Annotated in this window: 20 protein-coding genes; 6 read left to right on the top strand and 14 right to left on the bottom strand. The window is 43.3% G+C overall.

Features of this window, described 5'->3' with window-relative positions:
* Nucleotides 1-3: 3 nt before the first annotated feature.
* From CST_RS02990 to CST_RS02960, 7 genes are all read right to left on the bottom strand, one after another.
* On the bottom strand, nt 4-780 hold the full coding sequence (locus CST_RS02990) for a dihydroorotate dehydrogenase electron transfer subunit (RefSeq protein WP_015358351.1): 777 nt from the start codon (nt 778-780) through the stop codon (nt 4-6).
* Between the two features lie 2 nt (nt 781-782).
* On the bottom strand, nt 783-1,505 hold the full coding sequence (locus CST_RS02985) for a PHP domain-containing protein (RefSeq protein ID WP_015358350.1): 723 nt from the start codon (nt 1,503-1,505) through the stop codon (nt 783-785).
* Nucleotides 1,498-1,848 (bottom strand): hypothetical protein, encoded by a 351-nt coding sequence (locus tag CST_RS02980; protein ID WP_015358349.1) that lies wholly within the window; start codon nt 1,846-1,848, stop codon nt 1,498-1,500. Before CST_RS02980 ends, CST_RS02985 begins: the two co-directional genes overlap by 8 nt.
* A complete protein-coding gene (locus tag CST_RS02975; RefSeq protein ID WP_015358348.1) occupies nt 1,838-3,175 on the bottom strand; it encodes a [Fe-Fe] hydrogenase large subunit C-terminal domain-containing protein in 1,338 nt (445 codons plus the stop codon). The genes CST_RS02980 and CST_RS02975 overlap by 11 nt, the downstream gene beginning before the upstream one ends.
* A gap of 14 nt (nt 3,176-3,189) precedes the next feature.
* Nucleotides 3,190-3,615 carry an ATP-binding protein gene (locus CST_RS02970; RefSeq protein WP_015358347.1) on the bottom strand — a complete coding sequence of 142 codons (426 nt, stop codon included), beginning with the start codon at nt 3,613-3,615 and terminating at the stop codon, nt 3,190-3,192.
* On the bottom strand, nt 3,608-3,964 hold the full coding sequence (locus tag CST_RS02965) for a DRTGG domain protein (protein ID WP_015358346.1): 357 nt from the start codon (nt 3,962-3,964) through the stop codon (nt 3,608-3,610). The genes CST_RS02970 and CST_RS02965 overlap by 8 nt, the downstream gene beginning before the upstream one ends.
* A gap of 111 nt (nt 3,965-4,075) precedes the next feature.
* Nucleotides 4,076-4,282, bottom strand: coding sequence for a DUF1858 domain-containing protein (locus tag CST_RS02960; protein WP_015484890.1), 207 nt, complete (start codon nt 4,280-4,282; stop codon nt 4,076-4,078).
* Between the two features lie 305 nt (nt 4,283-4,587).
* Here CST_RS02960 and CST_RS02955 point away from each other — a divergent pair, with 305 nt between their 5' ends.
* The 3 genes from CST_RS02955 (at nt 4,588) to CST_RS02945 (ending at nt 7,564) form a co-directional block, all read left to right on the top strand.
* On the top strand, nt 4,588-4,953 hold the full coding sequence (locus CST_RS02955) for an OadG family transporter subunit (protein ID WP_015358344.1): 366 nt from the start codon (nt 4,588-4,590) through the stop codon (nt 4,951-4,953).
* Nucleotides 4,954-4,979: 26 nt separating this feature from the next.
* Nucleotides 4,980-6,167 carry a sodium ion-translocating decarboxylase subunit beta gene (locus CST_RS02950; RefSeq protein WP_015358343.1) on the top strand — a complete coding sequence of 396 codons (1,188 nt, stop codon included), beginning with the start codon at nt 4,980-4,982 and terminating at the stop codon, nt 6,165-6,167.
* Between the two features lie 191 nt (nt 6,168-6,358).
* Entirely contained in the window at nt 6,359-7,564 is a 1,206-nt protein-coding gene (locus tag CST_RS02945) for a cofactor-independent phosphoglycerate mutase (RefSeq protein ID WP_015358342.1), read from the top strand.
* A gap of 60 nt (nt 7,565-7,624) precedes the next feature.
* On the opposite strand, the gene CST_RS02940 is transcribed toward CST_RS02945, so the two are convergent.
* Entirely contained in the window at nt 7,625-8,956 is a 1,332-nt protein-coding gene (locus tag CST_RS02940; protein ID WP_015358341.1) for a LysM peptidoglycan-binding domain-containing protein, read from the bottom strand.
* Between the two features lie 180 nt (nt 8,957-9,136).
* Nucleotides 9,137-9,316, bottom strand: coding sequence for a DUF1540 domain-containing protein (locus tag CST_RS02935; RefSeq protein WP_015484889.1), 180 nt, complete (start codon nt 9,314-9,316; stop codon nt 9,137-9,139).
* A 263-nt stretch (nt 9,317-9,579) separates the two neighbouring features.
* Here CST_RS02935 and CST_RS02930 point away from each other — a divergent pair, with 263 nt between their 5' ends.
* Both CST_RS02930 and hisJ read left to right on the top strand, forming a co-directional pair.
* Entirely contained in the window at nt 9,580-11,343 is a 1,764-nt protein-coding gene (locus CST_RS02930) for an AMP-dependent synthetase/ligase (protein ID WP_015358339.1), read from the top strand.
* 13 nt (nt 11,344-11,356) lie between these two features.
* Nucleotides 11,357-12,181: a histidinol-phosphatase HisJ gene (gene hisJ, locus CST_RS02925; RefSeq protein ID WP_015358338.1), complete on the top strand. Its 825-nt coding sequence runs from the start codon at nt 11,357-11,359 to the stop codon at nt 12,179-12,181.
* Between the two features lie 54 nt (nt 12,182-12,235).
* Here the strand turns inward: hisJ and leuS are convergent, their stop codons facing one another.
* From leuS to CST_RS02905, 4 genes are all read right to left on the bottom strand, one after another.
* Nucleotides 12,236-14,680 (bottom strand): leucine--tRNA ligase, encoded by a 2,445-nt coding sequence (gene leuS / locus CST_RS02920; RefSeq protein ID WP_015358337.1) that lies wholly within the window; start codon nt 14,678-14,680, stop codon nt 12,236-12,238.
* 61 nt (nt 14,681-14,741) lie between these two features.
* The gene (rsfS, locus tag CST_RS02915) at nt 14,742-15,098 is read right to left on the bottom strand and encodes a ribosome silencing factor (protein ID WP_015358336.1); all 357 of its coding nucleotides are present in this window, start codon (nt 15,096-15,098) and stop codon (nt 14,742-14,744) included.
* A gap of 112 nt (nt 15,099-15,210) precedes the next feature.
* On the bottom strand, nt 15,211-17,460 hold the full coding sequence (gene helD / locus CST_RS02910; protein WP_015358335.1) for an RNA polymerase recycling motor HelD: 2,250 nt from the start codon (nt 17,458-17,460) through the stop codon (nt 15,211-15,213).
* Between the two features lie 107 nt (nt 17,461-17,567).
* The gene (locus CST_RS02905) at nt 17,568-18,428 is read right to left on the bottom strand and encodes a hypothetical protein (RefSeq protein WP_015358334.1); all 861 of its coding nucleotides are present in this window, start codon (nt 18,426-18,428) and stop codon (nt 17,568-17,570) included.
* Nucleotides 18,429-18,701: 273 nt separating this feature from the next.
* On the opposite strand from CST_RS02905, the gene CST_RS02895 reads away from it, so the two are divergent.
* Nucleotides 18,702-19,079 (top strand): VOC family protein, encoded by a 378-nt coding sequence (locus CST_RS02895; protein WP_015358332.1) that lies wholly within the window; start codon nt 18,702-18,704, stop codon nt 19,077-19,079.
* Nucleotides 19,080-19,306: 227 nt separating this feature from the next.
* On the opposite strand, the gene glgA is transcribed toward CST_RS02895, so the two are convergent.
* A complete protein-coding gene (gene glgA, locus CST_RS02890; protein WP_015358330.1) occupies nt 19,307-20,761 on the bottom strand; it encodes a glycogen synthase GlgA in 1,455 nt (484 codons plus the stop codon).
* Between the last annotated feature and the right edge of the window lie 111 nt (nt 20,762-20,872).

Below are 20,872 nucleotides of genomic sequence, written 5' to 3'. Positions count from 1 at the left end.
TCATTATTCAAAAATCACTTCTTCCGCCCTGAATACGGGCCCGTCCCTGCATATACGCTCATATGCCCAGTCATCGTTATGTTTTATCCTGCAAACACATACCAGACATGCCCCTATTCCGCAGCCCATACGCTGTTCCATTGAAACTTCGCAGAATATGCCTCTTTCATTACATGCGTCGGCCACCTTTATCATCATCGGCGCAGGCCCGCAGGTATAAACCCTGTCAGGTCTCTCTTTTTCAAGATATTTCAAAAAAGGCGTTGTCACCGGCCCTTTTTCTCCGAAACTTCCATCGTCGGTTGATATGATAAGCTGATCTGCCGCTTTTTCGAAGTCCTTTCCCAAAACAACCAGCCCCCCGGACCTGAAGCCAAGGAATGCCGCTTTGTAAGCACCGGCACTTTTTTCCAGCAAATACAGCAGCGGAAATATCCCAATACCCCCGCCGACAACACAGATCCTTTCTCCTTTTTCAGGAAGTGTAAACCCTCTGCCGAGCGGCCCGATGCAATCCACGGCATCGCCTTCTTTCAGGCATGACAAAATCCTCGTGCCCTTTCCCCTGACCATAAATGCAATATCAAAAGTGTTTTCAGGGCCATGAGTCCTTAAAATACTTACAGGGCGCCTTAAATATGTATCCAGGCCGTCACAGCACTTGATGTTAACAAACTGCCCGGGGGCTGCGTTATGAGAAATTTTTTCGGATTTCAGCCTGAGAAGGTAAATATTCTCCGCAAGTTTTTCATTTTTGACAACCACAGCATTAAAATTCATAATTATCCTCCACAACCCTTCAGCCTTTCAAAAACATCATACACGCTAAGACGTTCCAGCTCAATAAATGATTCCCTTTCAAGAATCATCCCGAGATCATGGGCGTCTGACGACGTAATAAGGAATTTCCCGGAATATTCAGGATATTTGTCAAGAAAATCTGTCTTTGTCGTATATCTTGACAGTTCCAGAGTTTTAAAGCCTAAATCTTCGGGTACTGAACCAAGATTTGATATGATACTGTAAGAATTTCTGTCCACATGGGCGGGCACGGGAACCCCACCCATTTCGCGAACCAGTGAAACACATTTGTATAAATCAAGTTTTGTGGCAGCCGTCAGAAGGTGTTCCACCTTTCTCACCGGCCGGTCGTTTTCATCCATAATCCACTGTTCTCCGAAAATATCTTCCCTGTTAGTTATATCGGTATAGAAGTCCTTTAAAGCGGCCTGCATGTTTAAAGCACTTTCCAATGAAGGAAAATAGCAAAGGATATGTATTTCTTCGCTGGTTTCAAGTTCAAGGCCGGGAATAAATAAAATCCCCACTTCACCGGCTACTTTTGCAACGGCTTCAAGGTTTCCGGTATGGTTATGATCGCATACCGAAATTATATCAAGCCCTTTTATTTTCGACATCATTACGATATTGCCGGGGGTCATGTCATTGCTCGCACACGGCGAAAGGCAGGAATGAATATGCAAATCCACAGCCGCTTTAACCATGGCTCAACTCCGAACTTTTTAGATAATAATTTACACATATTTCATAACTTGTGTGCGGAGCCCGAATTATAATTATTCCCTTTTCAGCTGCTTTGCTGACGGTAATCTCCTCAACCTCAATATTCTCTGGAATGACTATGCATGCGGCATTGGTAAGATACGCCACGGCAACAATATTAACGTTTGTATGCACCGTAACCCACATGTTCCCGTCTTTTACGCGCGCCATCGCCATGCTTAAAAGATCGCAGATATAAACCCCTGTTATCTCTGTTTTATCCGCTTTGTCGGCACATGTCAATATTTCGTATCCGAATTGCTCCGTAAAATCCTTAACCGTCATTTGTTTTCCCCCTGCCTGAACCATCCTGTTTTGTTCTGTAAATATGCTCAAAGGCTTTCATCTGATCGGCCAGATCAGAAACCTTTTCCCTCAGTTTGAAAATGCAGTCGGTTTCAAACGCAAGCCCTCTGACTATATCCTCGGCAAGGGCACGGCAATTTGGTGAACCGCAGGCGCCGCAGTCAAGACCGGGAAGTCCGTCATTTATTTCTTCCAGTTTCTGCATTTTTATCATTGCCTTCATCACGTTTTCATCAAGCTTTAATATAGGCTTGTATTCCATGTCCTTTGTCCATAACAAATCCTGATAATCGGCCGCTGTGTTTTCGGAGGAAAAATCCTTACTTTTCGCTCTGTTAACCTGACATTTCAGGTTTGTTTTTGCAACAAACGGATTGACCGCAGTCAAAGGACCTCCAAGGCATCCTTCAATACAGGACAGCGCCTCGACGAAATCCACATCCTTCAGTTTCTCTTCAACTATTTCTTCAAATATGGCTATAACATTGTGAATACCATGAACCGCCAGTGTTTTGGGTCTTTCAAGGGCGGCACACTCGCCCCCCGAGCCCGCCCATCCGACGCCATAAGCTCCGGATGAGACCAGCTCACAGTCACAATCCGGTGGTATGTTTTTCATTTTTTCCATCAGTTTAATATGTATATCCTTTATTGAAAAAACGCCGTTCACAGAAGATTCCTTTTTTTCATACGGCGCCTTTACGCTTGTAACCTTGGCAGCGCATGGAGATATAAAAAATACCCCTACTTTTTCAGCAGGAATATTTTTCTCGGAAACAACGGTTTGTTTGGCTATTCTTGCTGCAACCTCCATCGGGGATTCCAATTTCAGTATATTGTTAATCAAATTCGGGAACCGTACCTGAATTAAACGGACTACAGCGGGACATGCGGATGATATAAGAGGTTTTCTGACTTTTCCGGATTTTAATATGTGTCGTGTCGCATCAGACACTATTTCAGCCGCCCGCGCCACTTCAAAAACCCAGTCAAAGCCAAGTTCCGTCAGCCCTTTCAGGATTCTTTCCCTTGAATATTCCTTCCCGAACTGACCATACAGTGACGGAGCCGGCAGCGCCACCCTGAATTCATATTCGTTCATTACCGAAAGCGGATCGGTAACAGCCTTTTTGGCATGATACGGGCATACGCGGATGCACTCTCCACAGTCTATACACCGTTCATTAATAATCATGGCCTTTCCGTTTCTGACCCGTATGGCTTCGGTAGGGCAATGTTTTATGCAGTTGGTGCATCCACGGCATTTTTCCTTTTCGAGTGTAACCGAATGGAAATATTCAGCCATATTACTGCCCTTTCCTAATACAGATATATTGTTATATAAACTCTTGTTCCTTTATTGAGTTCACTTTCTATAACAAATTTATCAGAATTTTTTTTGATGTTTGACAAGCCCATGCCCGCTCCAAATCCCATTTCCCTGATATAGTCGGGCGCGGTGGAATAACCTTCCTGCATCGCAAGCTCAATATCCGCTATCCCGGGTCCCTCGTCATAAACCAGTATCTCGATCCTGTCTTCAAAAATTTCAACACGGGCTTTTCCCCCATTCCCATGTATCACAGCGTTGAGTTCGGCCTCATACATGGCAATGGATGTTCTTTTAATAATAGTCGGATTTACACCCAACTGAGTTAATAATTTTCTGACATTACTTGACGCTTCCCCTGCCCGTGAAAAATCATTGGCAGGAATATCGTATTCTTTCCTGATAAGACTACTCACATTCGCTTCCTTTTCCTACAATTCCGGCTTTGTATAAAACTCCGCAGGCGGTAAACATGGATAAGTTCGTCGACAGAAGAACAATACCCTTTTCTTCTGCCAATTTGCACATCTCACTCGTGGGCTTTTTACCGCGGACGAATACAACCACCTGCATATCCATCATTTCGGCCGTTCTAATAACCTGAGGATTTATAAGACCTGTAAGAAGCATTGCATTTTCTTTTGAAAATGCCATTACATCGCTCATTAAATCGGCGCCGCACGCCGATTTGATGTCGATATCCATTTTATCGGCACATGTGTGAATTTCTGCATTAAGCAGATCCCTAATCTGACTTAATACCATACAACACCTCATTAAAACAAAACGGTAATATTTTTTGTCAAAACAGCGTCAATTTTATCACCGAACGGAAATTTCGCTTATAAAAAGCCGCCAAATCAAGGCGGCTTTTTATTACTGCTTACTGCTGAGATATTCGTTCAAATCATCCACAAGTTTACTGGGATCTATGCCATGCACGGCACATGCATCCTTAATGCTTTCGAAATAAGAAGAAGGACACCACAGGCAATGCATCCCGTGCTTCATGAAAATCGGCGCCGTGCCTTCGTCCAGCTCAAGCACATCTTTAATAAGCATATCTTCGTTAACTTTTGCCATTTCATAAACCTCCCTGTTAAATTTGATTAACATCAACCGTCAACGGCCAATACTATATATTATATACCCAGAATCCATCAGCCGGGACAGAAATTTTCCAAAATACAAAATTAATTTTACAATTTAAGTTTATTATACCCCAAAGTCGAAATAAACTTCAATATTAAAATTTCTCCCGGTTTTATCGGATTTTTGCACAGCATACAATTAATCTAAAAAGCTCTTGTTATATTGACTGAAAAAGAATATTGTGATAATTTTAACACAAGCATATTTTACTAATCTTCTGTGGGGAGGTGCATAACATGACGTTAAACGTCGTTCTGGTTGGTATGGTGGTCGTTTTTGGCGCACTTGTACTGCTGACACTCTTTATCAAATTGTATTCCTCAATAATCTCGAGATTCAGTAAAACCAAAAACAGCAGCGACATAAATGACAATGATAACGTTCCCAGGAAAGAAACTGTAAAAAACACCGGTATTAATTCAGCCAATTCATCTCCACAGGGTATAAACCCGGAACTCATCGCTGCGATTACCGCTGCGGTCGTAGCCGCGATGGGTGGCTCAGGTACCGGTTTCAGAGTCAGATCAATCAAGCGTATCGGCCATACAACCCCTGTATGGAATGTCGCAGGAAGAAACGAATATATACTTACAAGGCTATAAAAAATCATCAGTAAGAGGAGATTATTATGTGGCAGAATTTTGTTAATGCAATATCCGATCTTATTCAGGAATCCGGTTTTGCTAATATGACACCTCTTCATTTCGTCATGATAGTAATTGCGTGCATTTTCCTGTACCTTGCCATTGTGAAAAAGTACGAACCCCTGTTGCTGGTTCCGATATCTTTCGGTATGCTCGCAGCAAATCTTCCTCTGGGAGGGTTAATGCATCCGGAGCTGTGGGATAAAACCCCCATTGACTATGGCGCAATACTTCATGAAGGCGGTCTGTTTGATATACTTTACCTCGGTGTTAAGCTGGGAATATTCCCGCCGCTGATCTTCCTTGGAATAGGCGCAATGACCGATTTCGGCCCGCTGATTGCGAACCCGAGCAGTTTATTATTGGGAGCCGCCGCCCAGTTCGGAATTTTCGGAACATATGCGGCAGCTATGGCTCTTGGCAAATTCACCGAAAAACAGGCAGCTTCAATAGCCATCATCGGAGGCGCCGACGGTCCTACGGCAATATGGCTTACTACAAAACTTGCGCCTGAACTTTTAGGACCGATTGCGCTGGCGGCATATTCGTACATGGCCCTCGTTCCGGTAATCCAGCCGCCGATTATGAAAGCTCTTACCACAAAAAAAGAACGGGAAGTTGTTATGAAACAGCTTCGCCCCGTATCAAAAACCGAAAAAATTCTCTTCCCAATTGTCGTTACACTTCTTACGGTTTTGCTTGTTCCGTCAGCCGCTCCGCTCATTTCAATGCTTATGCTCGGTAACCTTTTCAGAGAATGCGGCGTTGTAGAACGTTTGAGCGATACGGCCCAAAACGCATTGATAAATATAATTACAATTTGTCTTGGCCTTACGGTTGGAGCTACCGCAAGCGCAGACAAGCTCAGCCAGCCGGGTTTTGGATTGCAGGCACTTCTGATTATAGTACTTGGTTTGATTGCTTTCTCCTTTGGAACCGCGGCAGGCGTACTGTTTGGCAAGATCATGTATTGGGCCACCGGAGGTAAAGTAAATCCCTTAATAGGTTCCGCAGGAGTATCTGCCGTTCCCATGGCAGCCCGCGTTTCACAGAAGGTAGGCCAGGAAGCAAATCCGCAGAATTTCCTGCTGATGCACGCCATGGGCCCAAATGTTTCAGGTGTTATAGGCTCTGCTATTGCAGCAGGTGTTCTGCTGTCGATGGTTGGATAAAAATAATTTTAAAAAAGACAAGTCATCTTGACTTGTCTTTTTTTATGTCTTAATATTACCATAAATTAGCTAATTATTAGACAATGTCGATGGATATATATATAATAAATTAAAAATATTCGCTTATGCCCGGGGAAAATCCCTGTGGAATGCAATAAAGCATAGAAAGGCTGTTGTATAAGGTGGTTGGAATGAAATATGTTGTTGTTATAGGGGACGGCATGGCAGATTATCCCGTACCCGAATTACATAACAGAACTCCTCTCGAAGCCGCAAGAAAACCTAATATGGATTATCTTGCAAAAAACGGGGAAATGGGACTTGTCAAAACAGTTCCCGACGGTCTTCAGCCCGGCAGTGACGTGGCCAATCTTTCGGTGTTCGGATATAATCCCAAACTGTATTACACCGGCCGTTCACCCCTTGAAGCGGTGAGCATGGGCGTATCCCTTGGCGAGAACGATGTTGCCGTAAGATGTAACCTGGTTACCCTATCCGATGAGGAAAAATATGAAGACAAAACGATGATTGATTACAGTGCCGGCGAAATTACCACCATTGAAGCCAGGGAATTGATAAAGGCAATATCCGAAAAACTTAATTCCGACGAGTTTTCGTTCTATCCCGGAATCAGCTACAGGCACTGCCTTGTGTGGAAAAACGGGAATCTTAACCTGAACCTCACTCCGCCCCATGACATAAGCGGTAAAAAAATCGGGGATTACCTTCCAAAAGGTGAGGGCGGTGAGCTTTTGCTGTCACTTATGAAAGAAAGCACAAAAATACTTAAAAACCATCCGATAAACAGGGAACGTATAAGAAAAGGTCTTAACCCCGCCACTTCCATTTGGCTCTGGGGTCAGGGGAGAAAACCGTCCCTCGAGACTTTTTATGACAAGTTTAAGCTTTCAGGAAGCGTAATATCGGCAGTGGATTTGGTCCGCGGCATAGGAATGCTTGCAGGACTCAAGCCCGTGTATGTTGAAGGCGCGACGGGTAATCTCCACACAAATTACAGGGGTAAGGCAATGGCCGCCCTGGAAGAACTGGAATCCGGCAGGGATTTTGTTTACATCCATGTGGAAGCGCCGGACGAATGCGGACATCAAGGACTTGCTGAAAGCAAGGTAAAAGCCATAGAACTTATCGATTCCGAACTTCTGGGGCCTTTGCTTCAGGGGCTTTCAAAATGGGACTATTCCCTGCTGCTTCTTCCGGACCACCCTACACCGCTTTCCACAAGAACCCATTCGGGAGATCCTGTTCCGTATGTGCTTTACCGGAAAAATAAACCGATGAAAAACAATTATGAATGTTATTCTGAAAAAAGCGCGGCATTGACGGGGATTTTCGTTGAAAAGGGACATACTCTTATTGAAAAGTTAATAAATTCATGAATTTTGCAAAATAACTCATAAAAAAGCGGTTCAGCGTTTGCTGAACCGCTTTTGTTGCATTTATTCAACTTCAAGCAGTACATCCAACGGCGGAATTTTGATCTTCTGACCAAGCATGATTTTATCGTATGGCGCAGGTATATTATTGTATTTGCCGAGTTTTTCAACGTAAATATAATTATCGCCGTAAAATTTTCTTGCTATCGAAGACAGCGTATCCCCCTGCTGGACGGTATATTCCTGCACCGGTGCTTCAGTAGGTGTAGGTTCCTCGGTCGGTTCAGGAGTTACCTCCGGCGTAGGCGTCGGCGTTAATGTGGCTATCGGAGTAGGCTCAATGACTTCATCTCCGGGATCACTTAAGTTTTTCATAAGGTTCTTTATAAAAAAGAACAGTATCAAAATAATCAGAACAGCCGTAAGAAATACAGCCACGTAATAAATTATGTTTTCATATTTCCTGATGCTGCTTTTCCTGTACTTATAAGTCGGCGGAGGTACATTTTTCGGCTCCGGGGATTTTGACTTCAAAGGAGCTTTTTTGGGGGCGGCAGCAGATTTAATTCTTTCAATGCTTACCACCATGGCGGTCATATCGTCGCCGCATTCCTTTTTCATTGCCTCGTTTACCATTCTATAGGCTATGTACGTGCTGTCGCTGCGCATTAAAAGTATGTCCCTGATATTATCCTCACCGAGGGTATCATAAATCCCGTCGCTTATTAGAAGAAATTTATCCCCTTCAAATAATTCGATCGGTTCTGTATATGAAACGACAATATCGTCAGCCCTGTCGTTTACCCGAAAATTATCTTCGATGTCTTCGAAATCATCAATGTCTTCCATTTCCTCGCTGTATTCACCGACAACGCCGGACTCAATTAAAGGCTGCGCCTTTTGCTGCATGGTGGATACACGTTTGAAAACACCGCCATGACAGTAAAAAACACGGCAGCTGCCGTATGTAAACACCACTGCCTTGCCGTCGTTAATCAGCAGACCGGCGAAACCCATTTTACGTTCCGGAGAATTTTCGGGAACATCATTCATATCATGAAAACTTTTAAGGTATTTGGCCGTTTCGGTAACCCTCGTGGTGAGTTCCCTTGTTTTATAATCAATATCTCCGTCCTGCACGGTTATTTTCTCGTGAAATTTGCCAATTTCCCTGAGGATCGACAAATTCATTTTCTGTTCTTCATCGGAATATTCCATGTGATCGGCAACGGCGAAGAAAAATTCGCTTCCGCGATGATCTACCGATGCTTCGATATTGTCAATGTTACGTTCGGACAAAAACTTACCGTTCATGTAAAAATCATCCCGGTTTTCTTCCTGTTCGCAACCTTTTCGTGAATATACGCACGCGTTTACCTTCAACAAATCACTCATCTGGAATTTTCCTTCTTTCGACAAGTTTTGGATATTCCTTATCCTATCATATCATAAGGAGAAATTGGTTTCAACAAAAAACGAGGCAATGTATGTCAATTTTTATGAAAAATTTGTTACAATTTAACATTAATTTTTCAATTTGTAAACAAAGGGTGGCAAATTTGCCACCCGTGTGCTTTATTGTTTCTGCTGCTGAGGTATGAACGTTGCGCAGTCTGTTTCTTCGCTGGAAGAAGCATTGCGGGGCTGCACTTCTATTCTTTCTGCTGAGCATCTGTCACCGGCCATATAGTAATAACAGCTGTTTACCACACATTTAACACCTTCATTTGGTTTATCCATCTTCTGAACTTGCATAACCAGTCACACCCTCCTTTACTTTCCGAATTTGTCCATTAACGTAAAGGACATCATGCTTTTTTGCTTTATCACAGCGTAAGTGGGTCATTAATATAATCTGCTTAAATATATTTTTAATACAAAACAAATTTTAGAAACGCTGATTAAGTTTTTAACATTCATTGTATTCCGGATATGTATTCGATATAATATAATTACTTATAATTTACCGACTGGTACTTAAATTAATTTTATTAAGTTTTCGGGTGGGGTAGTTTTTTATGAAAAAAGACAAAATAAAATATTTCGAGGTCAGAAAAATAGTAGATCTGAGAGACATGGTCAGACAAAGCGCCGAACTGTATCCCGATTGCAGCGCATTCACCCTCAAAGACAGCAACGGAAATTTTACATCGGTTACATATAAAAAATTCCTTGAAACGTTAAATGAACTCGGAACGGCACTTCTTGATTTGGGGTTGAAAAACGCCAAAATAGCCGTTATGAGTGAAAACAGGTACGAATGGTGCCTTACATATCTTGCTGTTGTCAACGGAGTAGGGATCATAGTGCCTCTGGACAGGGAACTTCCCCTTAATGAAGTCGTTTCACTTCTCACCCGTTCGGAAGCAACAGCAATTGTTACGTCTGCAAATTATATTCAAAACATTATTAATATAAAAAAGAACCTGCCTGATTTGAAATACATTATAAGCATGGATCCGCCTGGGGAAGAAAACAACGAAGGCGTCATATATCTTTCGGATTTGCTGGAAAAAGGCAGAACTCTTATTGAAGCAGGCAACAGGGACTACATCGACGCCCCGATTGATCCCAATGAAATGAGAATGCTTATTTTTACTTCAGGTACAACCGACAAGTCCAAGGGAGTAATGCTTTCGCACAGGAACATATGCGCCGATATAATGGGCGTATCGCAGTTGCTCACGGCGGACACGCGGGACAGCATTCTGTCAATTCTTCCCCTTCACCATACATATGAATGCACCGCAGGATTTTTAACCATGATCTACCTGGGCGTATCGATAGGGTTCTGTGAAGGCTTAAGATATATATCAAAAAACATACAGGAATACAAACCCAGTATTATGATGTCGGTTCCGCTTATCCTTGAAAACGTATATAACAAAATAGAAAAAAATACAAAAAAGGAAAACAAATACTTTAAGTTTAAGTTCGGACTGTTTATCGCACCTTTGCTTGCAAAACTCGGATTTAAGGATATACAGAAAAAGATGTTCAAAGAAGTGCATGAAAGCCTTGGCGGAAGACTTAGGCTTATCATTTCGGGCGCGTCGGCTTTGAACCCGAAAGTAAGCAAGGCCTTCCGTGCAATGGGTTTCAATCTCCTTCAGGGTTACGGCCTGACCGAGTGTTCACCGATTGTTACGGTTAACAGGATTAAGGAATACAAGGATGGTTCGGTGGGCTTACCCTTACCAGGTGTTGAAATAAAAATTGATAATCCCGGCAGGGATAAGGTCGGCGAAATTGTCGTCAAGGGCGATAACGTAATGCTGGGGTACTTCAAAAACGAAGAGGCCACCCGCGAAGTGCTAAAAGACGGCTGGCTTTATACCGGTGATTACGGCAGAATTGACAAAGACGGTTTCCTGTATATAACTGGCCGAAAGAAAAACGTTATCGTCACAAAAAACGGCAAAAATATTTACCCGGAGGATATCGAACTGTATTTGAATCAAAGCCCGTATATCCTGGAATCCCTTGTTTATGGCGTTAACGATCCGGGAGACGACGAAACCAAGGTCTGCGCCCAGATTGTTCCGAAAATGGAAGCAATAGAGGAAGAGCTTGGAAAAACTCCTACCGATGAAGAACTTCATAAGATTATTCTTGCCGAGGTCAAGAAAGTAAACAAAAAGCTCTCTTCATACAAGAGAATTCAGCATTTTGACATAAGAAAAGAGGAATTTGAAAAAACTACAACCAAGAAAATAAAAAGATACGTCGAATTGCTTTCGGGCAATATTTCAAACTTAACAAACAGGCTGAAAATAAAGTAATACAGGTGAAAATATGCTTGCAAACTACCATACCCACAGTGCTTTCTGCGACGGTGAAATGATGCCGGAAGACTATGTCCTGGCAGCCGTCCGGAAGGGTTTTTCGGCTATTGGCTTTACATCCCACGCTCCTGTTCCGTTCTGCACCGACTGGACCATGAAGCCTGAAAACCTTGACAAATATATTGAAAATATAAACGATCTGAAGAAAAAATATAAAAATCAAATACAGATTTATACAGGCCTCGAAACGGATTTTTATCCGGGCTCAGCCGATTTCAGGAATCATCCCGGCGTCGATTTCACAATAGGTTCGGTGCATTTCATTCATGATCAAAAAAACGGCCGGTATCTTAGTGTGGACGGCCCGGTTGATGAATACAGAGAGCTTATATCGAATGTATTCGACGGGAATGTGGAAGCTTTTGTGGAGACCTATTACAATCTCGTTGGCGAAATGATAAAAAAACAGCCGCCCGACATTGTCGGTCATCTTGATTTGATCAAGAAAAACAATGTCGACAACCTGTTCAGCGAATCGGACAAATGGTACCGGGATAAGGTGGAAGAAGTTCTGACTGTCATCAGGGAGCATAATGTTATAGTCGAAATCAATACCGGAGGTATATCCCGGGGATATATCAAAGATTTGTATCCATCCGAATGGATCCTTAAACTTATTCGGGAAATGGACATACCAGTTATTCTGAGTTCCGATGCCCACCGTCCCGATCTTGTTGACGCATACTATGCCGAAGCGGTTAAAATTCTAAAAAGTATCGGGTTTACTCACCAGCGCGTGCTTCTGGACTCAAGATGGCAGAATGTATTGCTTTAGATATACAAAAACAGCCTTGCAAACGCAAGGCTGTTTTTTCCGTCTTCATTTTCCTCATTTCTTAACCACAATATTGACGAGGCGTTTCGGCACGACGATTATTTTCACAATTTCCTTGTCTTTGAGGTAAACCGCGGCTTTTTCATCATTCAGCGCAGCCTCCTCCACGGCCTTATTGTCCGCATCCTGAGGTACCTGTATTTTGTACTTGACCTGACCGTTAATCTGTACCGCCATTTCTATCGTATCCCTGACCAGCGCTTTTGGATCATACGTGGGCCATTTCTGATTGAATATAGAATACTCATATCCCATCTTTTCCCACATTTCCTCGCAGAAATGCGGCGCGAAGGGAGCAAGGAGAAGCAGCAAATTGCGTATTGCCTCCTCCATTAATTTCCTGTTCTTAACCTGAAGGGCATCGTATTTGTAAAGGGCATTTGTGAGTTCCATTATACGTGCAACCGACGTATTGAACTGGAATTTTTCCGCGTCCTCGGTTACTCCCTTTATCGCGGTGTTCTGCACAAATATAAGTTCTTTTTCATCAGCGCCTATTGAATCCGACGATTCCCCGTCTTTCTCCGCAACAAACTTTTCCACAAGTCTTTCGACGCGGTTGACGAAACGTGATATGGCCTTAATGCCGTCGTCGCTCCACGGCCCGCCTTCGGTATACGAAAAACCGAAAGCAAGGTAAAGCCTGAAAACATCAGAACCGTATTCTCTGATATAATCGTCGGGCGAAATGGTATTTCCCTTTGATTTGCTCATTCTGGAACCGTCCGGACCCAGTATCGTACCCTGGTGCACAAGGGACTTGAACGGTTCGTCAAAATCCAGGTACCCCATGTCCCTGAGCGCCTTGGTGATAAAGCGGGCATAAAGCAGATGCATTGCAGCATGTTCCGCCCCGCCGACATATTTATCCACCGGAAGCATTTTATTTATCCATTCCCTGTTGAACGGTTCCCTGTCATTGTGGTTGTCAGGATATCTTAAGAAATACCATGATGAACAGACAAAAGTGTCGAGGGTATCGGGATCTCTCCGTGCAGGCTTCCCGCACTTTGGGCATGTGGTATTCATAAACTCTTCACATTTCGCCAGAGGCGACTCACCGTCGGGGGTAAATTCCACATTGTACGGCAGTTCCACCGGGAGATCCTCTTCCGGGACAGGCACTATTCCGCAGTCATCACAGTAAATAATCGGTATCGGCGCGCCCCAGTAACGCTGGCGGGAAACAAGCCAGTCCCTGAGACGGTAATTTACCTTGAATTCCGCCATGTTCTCTTTTTGAAGCTTTTTCACAATTTCGATCCGCGCCTGTTCGGAAGTCATGCCTGAAAACTCGCCGCTGTCCACGAGAATTCCGTCTTCTGTAAACGGCAGCTCGTCCGGAGAGCCGTCTTTGCTTCTGATAACCCTCTTTATGGGGAGATTAAATTTTTTCGCGAATTCATAATCCCTTTCATCATGGGCGGGCACTGCCATAACACAGCCAGTACCGTATCCCGCCAGTACATAATCCGCAATCCAGATTGGCACCTTTTCGTCATTTACCGGATTTATAGCATAACCTCCGGTGAAGACTCCCGTTTTTTCCTTAACTGTGGACATTCTTTCTATCTCAGACTGTTTTCTTGCAAATTCCCTGTACTCCTCAACCTGCTCTCTGTACTCGTCTGTTGTAACCTCGTCGGTAAGCTCGCTTTCAGGCGCAAGAACAACGTAGGTCACACCGTAAAGGGTATCGGCTCTCGTTGTAAATACTTTAAGAGTTTTGTCACTGCCCGCTATTTTGAATTCTATTTCCGCCCCTTCAGAACGGCCAATCCAGTTTGTCTGAATTTTTTTCGTCTTTTCGGGCCAGTCCAGTTTCGGAAGAAAATCAAGAAGTTCCTGAGCATAGGCTGTTATTTTGAAGAACCATTGTGTCAGGTCTTTTTTCGTGACCTCGGTATGGCAGCGCTCACATGCACCGTCTATTACCTGCTCGTTTGCCAGAACGGTTTTACAGCTTGGGCACCAGTTCACCGGAGCTTTTTTCCTGTATGCGAGGCCGTGTTTGTAAAGCTGCAGGAAAATCCACTGTGTCCATTTGTAATATTCCGGAGCACATGTTATCACTTCATAGTCCCAGTCATACGTGGCTCCCATTTCCCTGAGCTGCTTTTCCATCGTCCTGATATTTTTATAGGTTGAATCCTTCGGATGAATACCCGTTTTTATTGCATAGTTCTCGGCAGGCAATCCAAAGGCATCAAACCCCATCGGATGGAATACATTGTAACCCTGCATGCGTTTCATTCTTGCCCAAGAGTCCGTAAGACCAAAATTATACCAATGACCCACATGCAGGTTCGCACCTGAAGGGTATGAAAACATTTCCAGGCAGTAAAGCTTTTTGTCCAGATTACTCCTATCGAACTTGTAAAGCTTGGTCTCTTCCCATTTCTGTTGCCATTTCCTGTCCGTTTCTATTGAATAAGCCATACTCTACGCCTCCTGTCAAACACGCAACTATTGTATAAATAAATGCATCAAACGCATAAATTTAATTCTGTTCCGCATTCTTTACCGGGACGGCTCTGCCATCCTGCCACAGTCGTTCGAGGTTATAAAACCGGCGATCCTCCTCATGGAAAATATGAACAACTATTTCGCCGTAATCCATAAGAATCCATCGCGCGTTATTGTAGCCTTCAATTCTGTGCGGTGACACTCCTTTTTCCTTTAATCTGAACTCGACTTCGTCAGCCAGTGCTTTTATGTGGGTTGTTGACGTACCGCTGCATATGATAAAGTAAGTTGCAATGGTGGTTAAATTCCGGATATCAATTACAGTTAACTCCTTTGCCTTTTTCTCCTCAAGCGCGGCTACAATCTCATCATACATTTCGGTAAACTCCATTTAATTTTATAACCTCCTGTTCATGGTACATTGATTCATATTTATGTCTTAATGATACCCTTTATGGGAAAAGCTTTCAAGGGATTTTTTATTGCCTGTTTACAGGGAATGTTCAACAATACGGCCCAGACAGGACATATGCGTCTTCCGGCATGCCGTTCAAATACTCCGGCAGTTTGCCCAGAGAATATATGAACAGCCGGTGGAGTGCCCTGCTGCATATCGTGTAAAACAAGCTTTTTTCTTCTTTTCCGCTGTACGGAATATCCAGATTCAATACAAAAACCACGTCAAATTCCAGTCCCTTTGAGAGATACGAAGGTATCACGGTTATACCGTGCGGGAAAACAGCTTCGGGGTCGGTTACAAGATTGCATTTAACCGATTCCGACAAAAGACGGTGTATCGTTTCGGCTTCGGCCCTGTTCCTTGTAATTACGGCCATAGATCTGAAGCCTTCTGAAATCATGTTTTTTATGTCTCTCTTTATTCCGTCCACACACTCATCCACCGACCGTACAATCTTCACCGACGGCAATTCCCCTGTTCTGTTCACCAGTCCCGCATCACCTTCAATTCCGGCTATATAGTTTGCAAACCTGGTTATTTCACATGTTGACCGGTAGCTTTTTGTCAGTTTTATATGGGATATACTGTCGGTCCGGAACAAACCTTTCAGAATATCGGTGTTTTCAATGTTGGCATACGGATTGATACTCTGGTTTAAATCCCCGACGACGGTAAAATTACTTTGAGGAAACATTTCACGGATAAATTCCATCTGTATGGGAGTATAATCCTGGGCTTCGTCCACTACAACATGCCTGATGTTTTCCTGGGAGGGTATCCCGAACATTTTGGCTTTAAGATAAAGCACCGGCGCCAGGTCTTCATAAAGCAGTATACCCTGATCCAACTGTTCAAGGGTAAACCTCGCCACATCGGAAAAATCCCCGTCCATTGCGTCTTCAAATATTCTCCTGTAGGCATCGATAAGAGAAATATTCCCTATTTGCCTTGCTTTTTCACGCAGAGGTTTAAAACGCTTCAGCACCGTTCTTACGGCAATTTTCATTCTTTCATTGGCATTTCTCTCCATCATGACTGGATCTTTTTTCAGTTTCTCATTGAGTCTGGCAATCTCCTTATACTCTTGTTGCTTGATAAGGTACAGCACACGGTTCCTTACCTTTTTAAGCCTGGGTATAAGCGGAAGATAGGTATAGTCACCTATAAAAAGTTTCTTCTGCTCCTCTGCCGAAATAATGACCGTATTATTTGTTTCAAAGTCCTCAAAATCCCACGGATTGTCGTAAAGCCGATTTACATAATCCTGCAGCTTCCTTAAAAATTCAACCGATGACTTGTATTTCATGGACTTTATCCTGATACCGTATTCTTCGCTGTTACCGGCACTCAGCATATATTCCATCTGTTCGTTCAGATCGGTCACAACCATGTTTGTTTTAAGGAAATCCTTCGCAAACGCCATAAAAGTGGTCTGCCTTACATTTTCCTCACCCAGTTCGGGCAATACTTCGGAAATATAGTCGTTAAAAATGTCGTTTGGCGAAAGTATAACCACGCTATCATTGGTAATGCTGTCCCTGTAACGGTACAGAAGAAACGCAACCCTGTGCAGCGCAATGGATGTTTTACCGCTGCCCGCAGGGCCTTCCACAATCAGCAGTCTATGCCCTTCATCCCTTATCGCCCTGTTCTGTTCCCGCTGAATGGTTGTAACAATGGTTTTCATTTTTTCGTCCCTGCTTCGTCCAAGGACTTCCTGCAATATGTCATCATCAATCTTTATGTCCGAGTCAAACATAAATTTCAATTTTCCGTTTTCAATCCGGAACTGCCTTTTAAGTATCAGTTCCCCTTCAACACGCCCTGCAGGGGTATTGTAACCGGCCGGTCCCCTTTCATAGTCATAAAACATGCTTGATATAGGAGCACGCCAGTCATATACAAATATCTCAAGGGATTCTTCGTCCTGAACCATTGCAATCCCGATATATATCTGCTCGGCGCTGTCTTCGCCGTTCTCCACGAAATCTATTCTGGCGAAATAAGGGCTGTTCAGCATTTTCCTGAGCTGAATTATTCTCTGCTGCGCGCTTTTATAAGTAGTCTCAAGGTTTCTCATCTCGTCCAGGTAAAGTTTTGCTGCGACAAGCTGATCCATATCCTGCAGGTCGTTTGGTGCCGCCACGACCTCTTTCCACATGTTTTTATAGGTTGTGCGCATATTGTTGACAAAAGCCCGTTCTATCTCAGTCATCTGCCGCAGCTGGCGTTCTATCTCGTCAAGGGTCCGTGCCAGTCTTTTTTCCTCATAAGCCCTTTCCCTGTCTTCCATACTTTCCCTCCAAACATGGTAATCTCACTAATAATTTACATTAAATTTATGGAAAGATCCGGTTTATAATGAAAAAAGATCAGATTTATTTATAACCGCCTGTAATATTAAAAAAGTCTTGAAAAATCATCGGTCCTGCCTCCAAGCTTTTCAATCGTCCCAAGAATTTCAAAAAATAAGTTTTTCTCTATTTGCCTGTTTCTTTCCAAGTACCCTCTAAGCATTGGAATTGCCCGTCCGTCGCCATATACATTCAAACATATGACCGCGGGCATTTTATCCTCCATTGTCCTGAATGCCTGCCTGAGCAGTCTGTATATTCTGTCGTCCCTGCAGTTTGAGCCGGCAGACGCAAGAACATAAAGGAGCATTTCCTCAACCGTTCCTATCTCTTTTCCTTCAAGGATTTCAAGCAATGGTTCAATTACGCATGTCCCTGCATTTCTTAACGCTTCTTCGATAAAATCCATTGCCGCGTTTCTGTCGTTCACTTTATAGGCGAGATCAATCAGCGGGAACACGGCGTCTGTGAGCTCAAACTCCCCTAACGCCGATACCGCCGCAATGAAAAGCATGTCGGGATCGCTTTCCAGATGTGAAGCTGCCAAATCTGCAAGGGCGGATATCGCTTCGTTTTTAAAACTCTTAAGTTTCTGAATGACTATGGGCGGGATGTCATCATCGGCATGCTCCGCCATGTATAAAAACAGATCAAAAACATCGCTGAATTTTTCCATGCCGTTTATTAAAACCGAAGGTGTCATTCCGTTCAGTTGTTCAACCGCAGTTTCCGCCCATTCGTTCATAACCTTCTTTTTTTCATTATGATATTGCTCAAGCCGGCTGTACAGTTCAAATTCCCGTCCGCCAGCCGAAAATCCGCCTTTCTCTGAAACCAGACTGTTCTCAAAATGTTTACGAATTGCCGTGCAATAACTTTCGGTCAATATTTCATTAAGATTAAGCATAATTATAATATACCTCCGTTAAACAGAAAAAACCGGATAATGCAAAACGCATCAGCCGCCGCTGTAAATGTTTCCGTCCGCCGTTAAAGCCCGACGGAAGATTATTAATAAATGGATTATATCAGAATTATATACCGTCCACAAGAAAAAGAACCACTGCCCGGCAAATGGCGGGCAATCTGCATTTCTTTTTGTTTCTGCCAGTTTTTTTAACGCTGTTGCATTGTTTTTCATGGTAAAATAATAAAAAAACTCATTCCGGGAGGTTTTGTTATGAAATTTACTTTCAACCACAACAATATCAACGTGCTTGATTTGGAAAGAAGTATAAAGTTTTACGAAGAAAATCTGGGGCTTAAGGAAACAAGAAGAATTCAGCCCGAACATGGCGAATTTACCCTTGTTTTCATGGGCGACGGCGTTACAAGCCACCAGCTTGAACTGACATATCTGCGCGACCGCAAAGAACCCTATAATTTGGGTGATAATGAATTCCATCTTGCCTTTGAAGTGGACGATATGGAAGCGGCTTATGAACTTCACAAGAAAAACGGCGTTATCTGTTATGAAAACAAAGAAATGGGAATATATTTTATCAATGACCCTGACGGGTATTGGATCGAAATCATTCCGAAAAAAGACAGGAAGTAAAAAATGATAGATCAGCCCCGCTCTGACTGCGGGGCTTTTTGAATTCTTTCAGGCAGGAAATCAGCATTTGTCAATGTATCTCTTAGGACCGAAAATATCAGGACAGAAAATTATAATCAAAAGTATAATTATAATGATCCATTCCCAGCCGCCGAAACCCTTGTCATAGTAATCGCCCATATATAATCACCTCGCATACTTTATGTTATATCCTATGCGAGACAAAGCTATTTGGTTACCGTAATTCGGCATATCCGGTCATAGAGATTTACATATTCCCGGGCAGACCTCTCCCAGCTGAAATCCTGCTGCATGCAGCGTTTCATCAGCGCCGTCCATTTGTCTTTGTCTTTATAAACGCGAATTGCTCTTATTACAGCATCCTTCATCTCATGAGCGTTGTAATTGGCAAAGGTAAAACCCGTTCCTTCATTGGTATATTCGTTATACGGAATCACGGTATCCTTTAATCCTCCTGTTTCCCTTACAATCGGGACGGTGCCGTAGCGCATGCTGAAAATCTGCCCCAAGCCGCAGGGCTCAAAAAGCGACGGCATCAGAAACATATCACAGCCGGCATAAATTTTTTGTGCCAGTACCGGATCATATCGTATATTTGCCGACATTTTGCCGCTGAAAGCACCCTGGGCCCACAGAAACATGTCTTCGTATTTCCTTTCGCCCGTTCCGAGCACTATCAGCTGGAGATCCATTTCCAGCAGCTCGGCTATCATTCTGTCTATCAAATCCATGCCTTTCTGCGCCACAAGCCTTGAAACAATCCCAATAAGCGGCGTTTCGGGGTTTACACACAGGCCGGTTTCTTTCTGCAGCAAAATCTTATTCTCCCTCTTTTTTTCTATATTGTTAAGCGAGTATGGGACATATATCCGTGTATCGGTCGACGGGTTGTTTTCCTCATAGTCAATGCCGTTCAGAATACCCAAAACGTCCGCAGAACGCTTTTGCAGAATTCCCGACAGATTTTCCCCGTAAAAGTCGGTTTTTATCTCTTCTGCATAAGTTTTGCTCACCGTTGTAACTTTAGTGGAATACGCAATTCCGGCTTTCAGAAAATTAATGTTGTCGTAAAATTCAATCCCGTCGGGATGAAAATACCTCCAGTCAAGGCCTATAATCTCATCCATCATGGTTTTCGGGAAAATCCCCTGATATTTAAGGTTATGGATGGTCATGACTGTGTGCATAAACTGATAAAATCCGTTATTTCTGTAATACCTGTAATGAGCGTCAAGAAGAAGGCTTACAAGCCCTGTCTGCCAGTCGTTCAGATGAATTATATAGGGTTTAAAGTCTATAACCGGAAGTACCTCCAGTACAGCCTTGCAAAAAAAAGTGAATCTTTCGCCGTCATCGGGCTGCCCGTAATACCAGTCACGCTTAAAGTAGCGTTCGTTATCCAGAAAATAAAACGGAACATTTTCATGCTCCAGGCTGAAAATCCCGCAGTATTCCCTGCGCCATGTCAAATCCACATAGGTATATCCTATAAAATTCATTTTTTTCAGGTATTCTTCAGGGATTTGGCTGTATTTGGGTATTACAACACGAACATCAATGCCAAGTTTCCTCAAAGCCTTCGGCAACGAACCTGCCACATCGGCAAGTCCTCCGGTTTTTGCAAACGGAGCTGCCTCGGATACGGCAAACCATACTTTCATTCCCAAAAACCTCCCGGAAAACAGTTCTATTTGTCCGCTGTGTCTTAATTACTTGCTAAATTCCGCAGGTTGCTATAGTATAAAGTTAAAATGTTTCTTTTAGTTTATGCT

The sequence above is a fragment of the Thermoclostridium stercorarium subsp. stercorarium DSM 8532 genome (assembly GCF_000331995.1).
In the GTDB taxonomy this organism is placed as follows: domain Bacteria; phylum Bacillota; class Clostridia; order DSM-8532; family DSM-8532; genus Thermoclostridium; species Thermoclostridium stercorarium.
The sequence above is the reverse complement of the archived record's forward strand: the minus strand, read 5'-3'. Positions and strand labels throughout refer to the sequence as shown.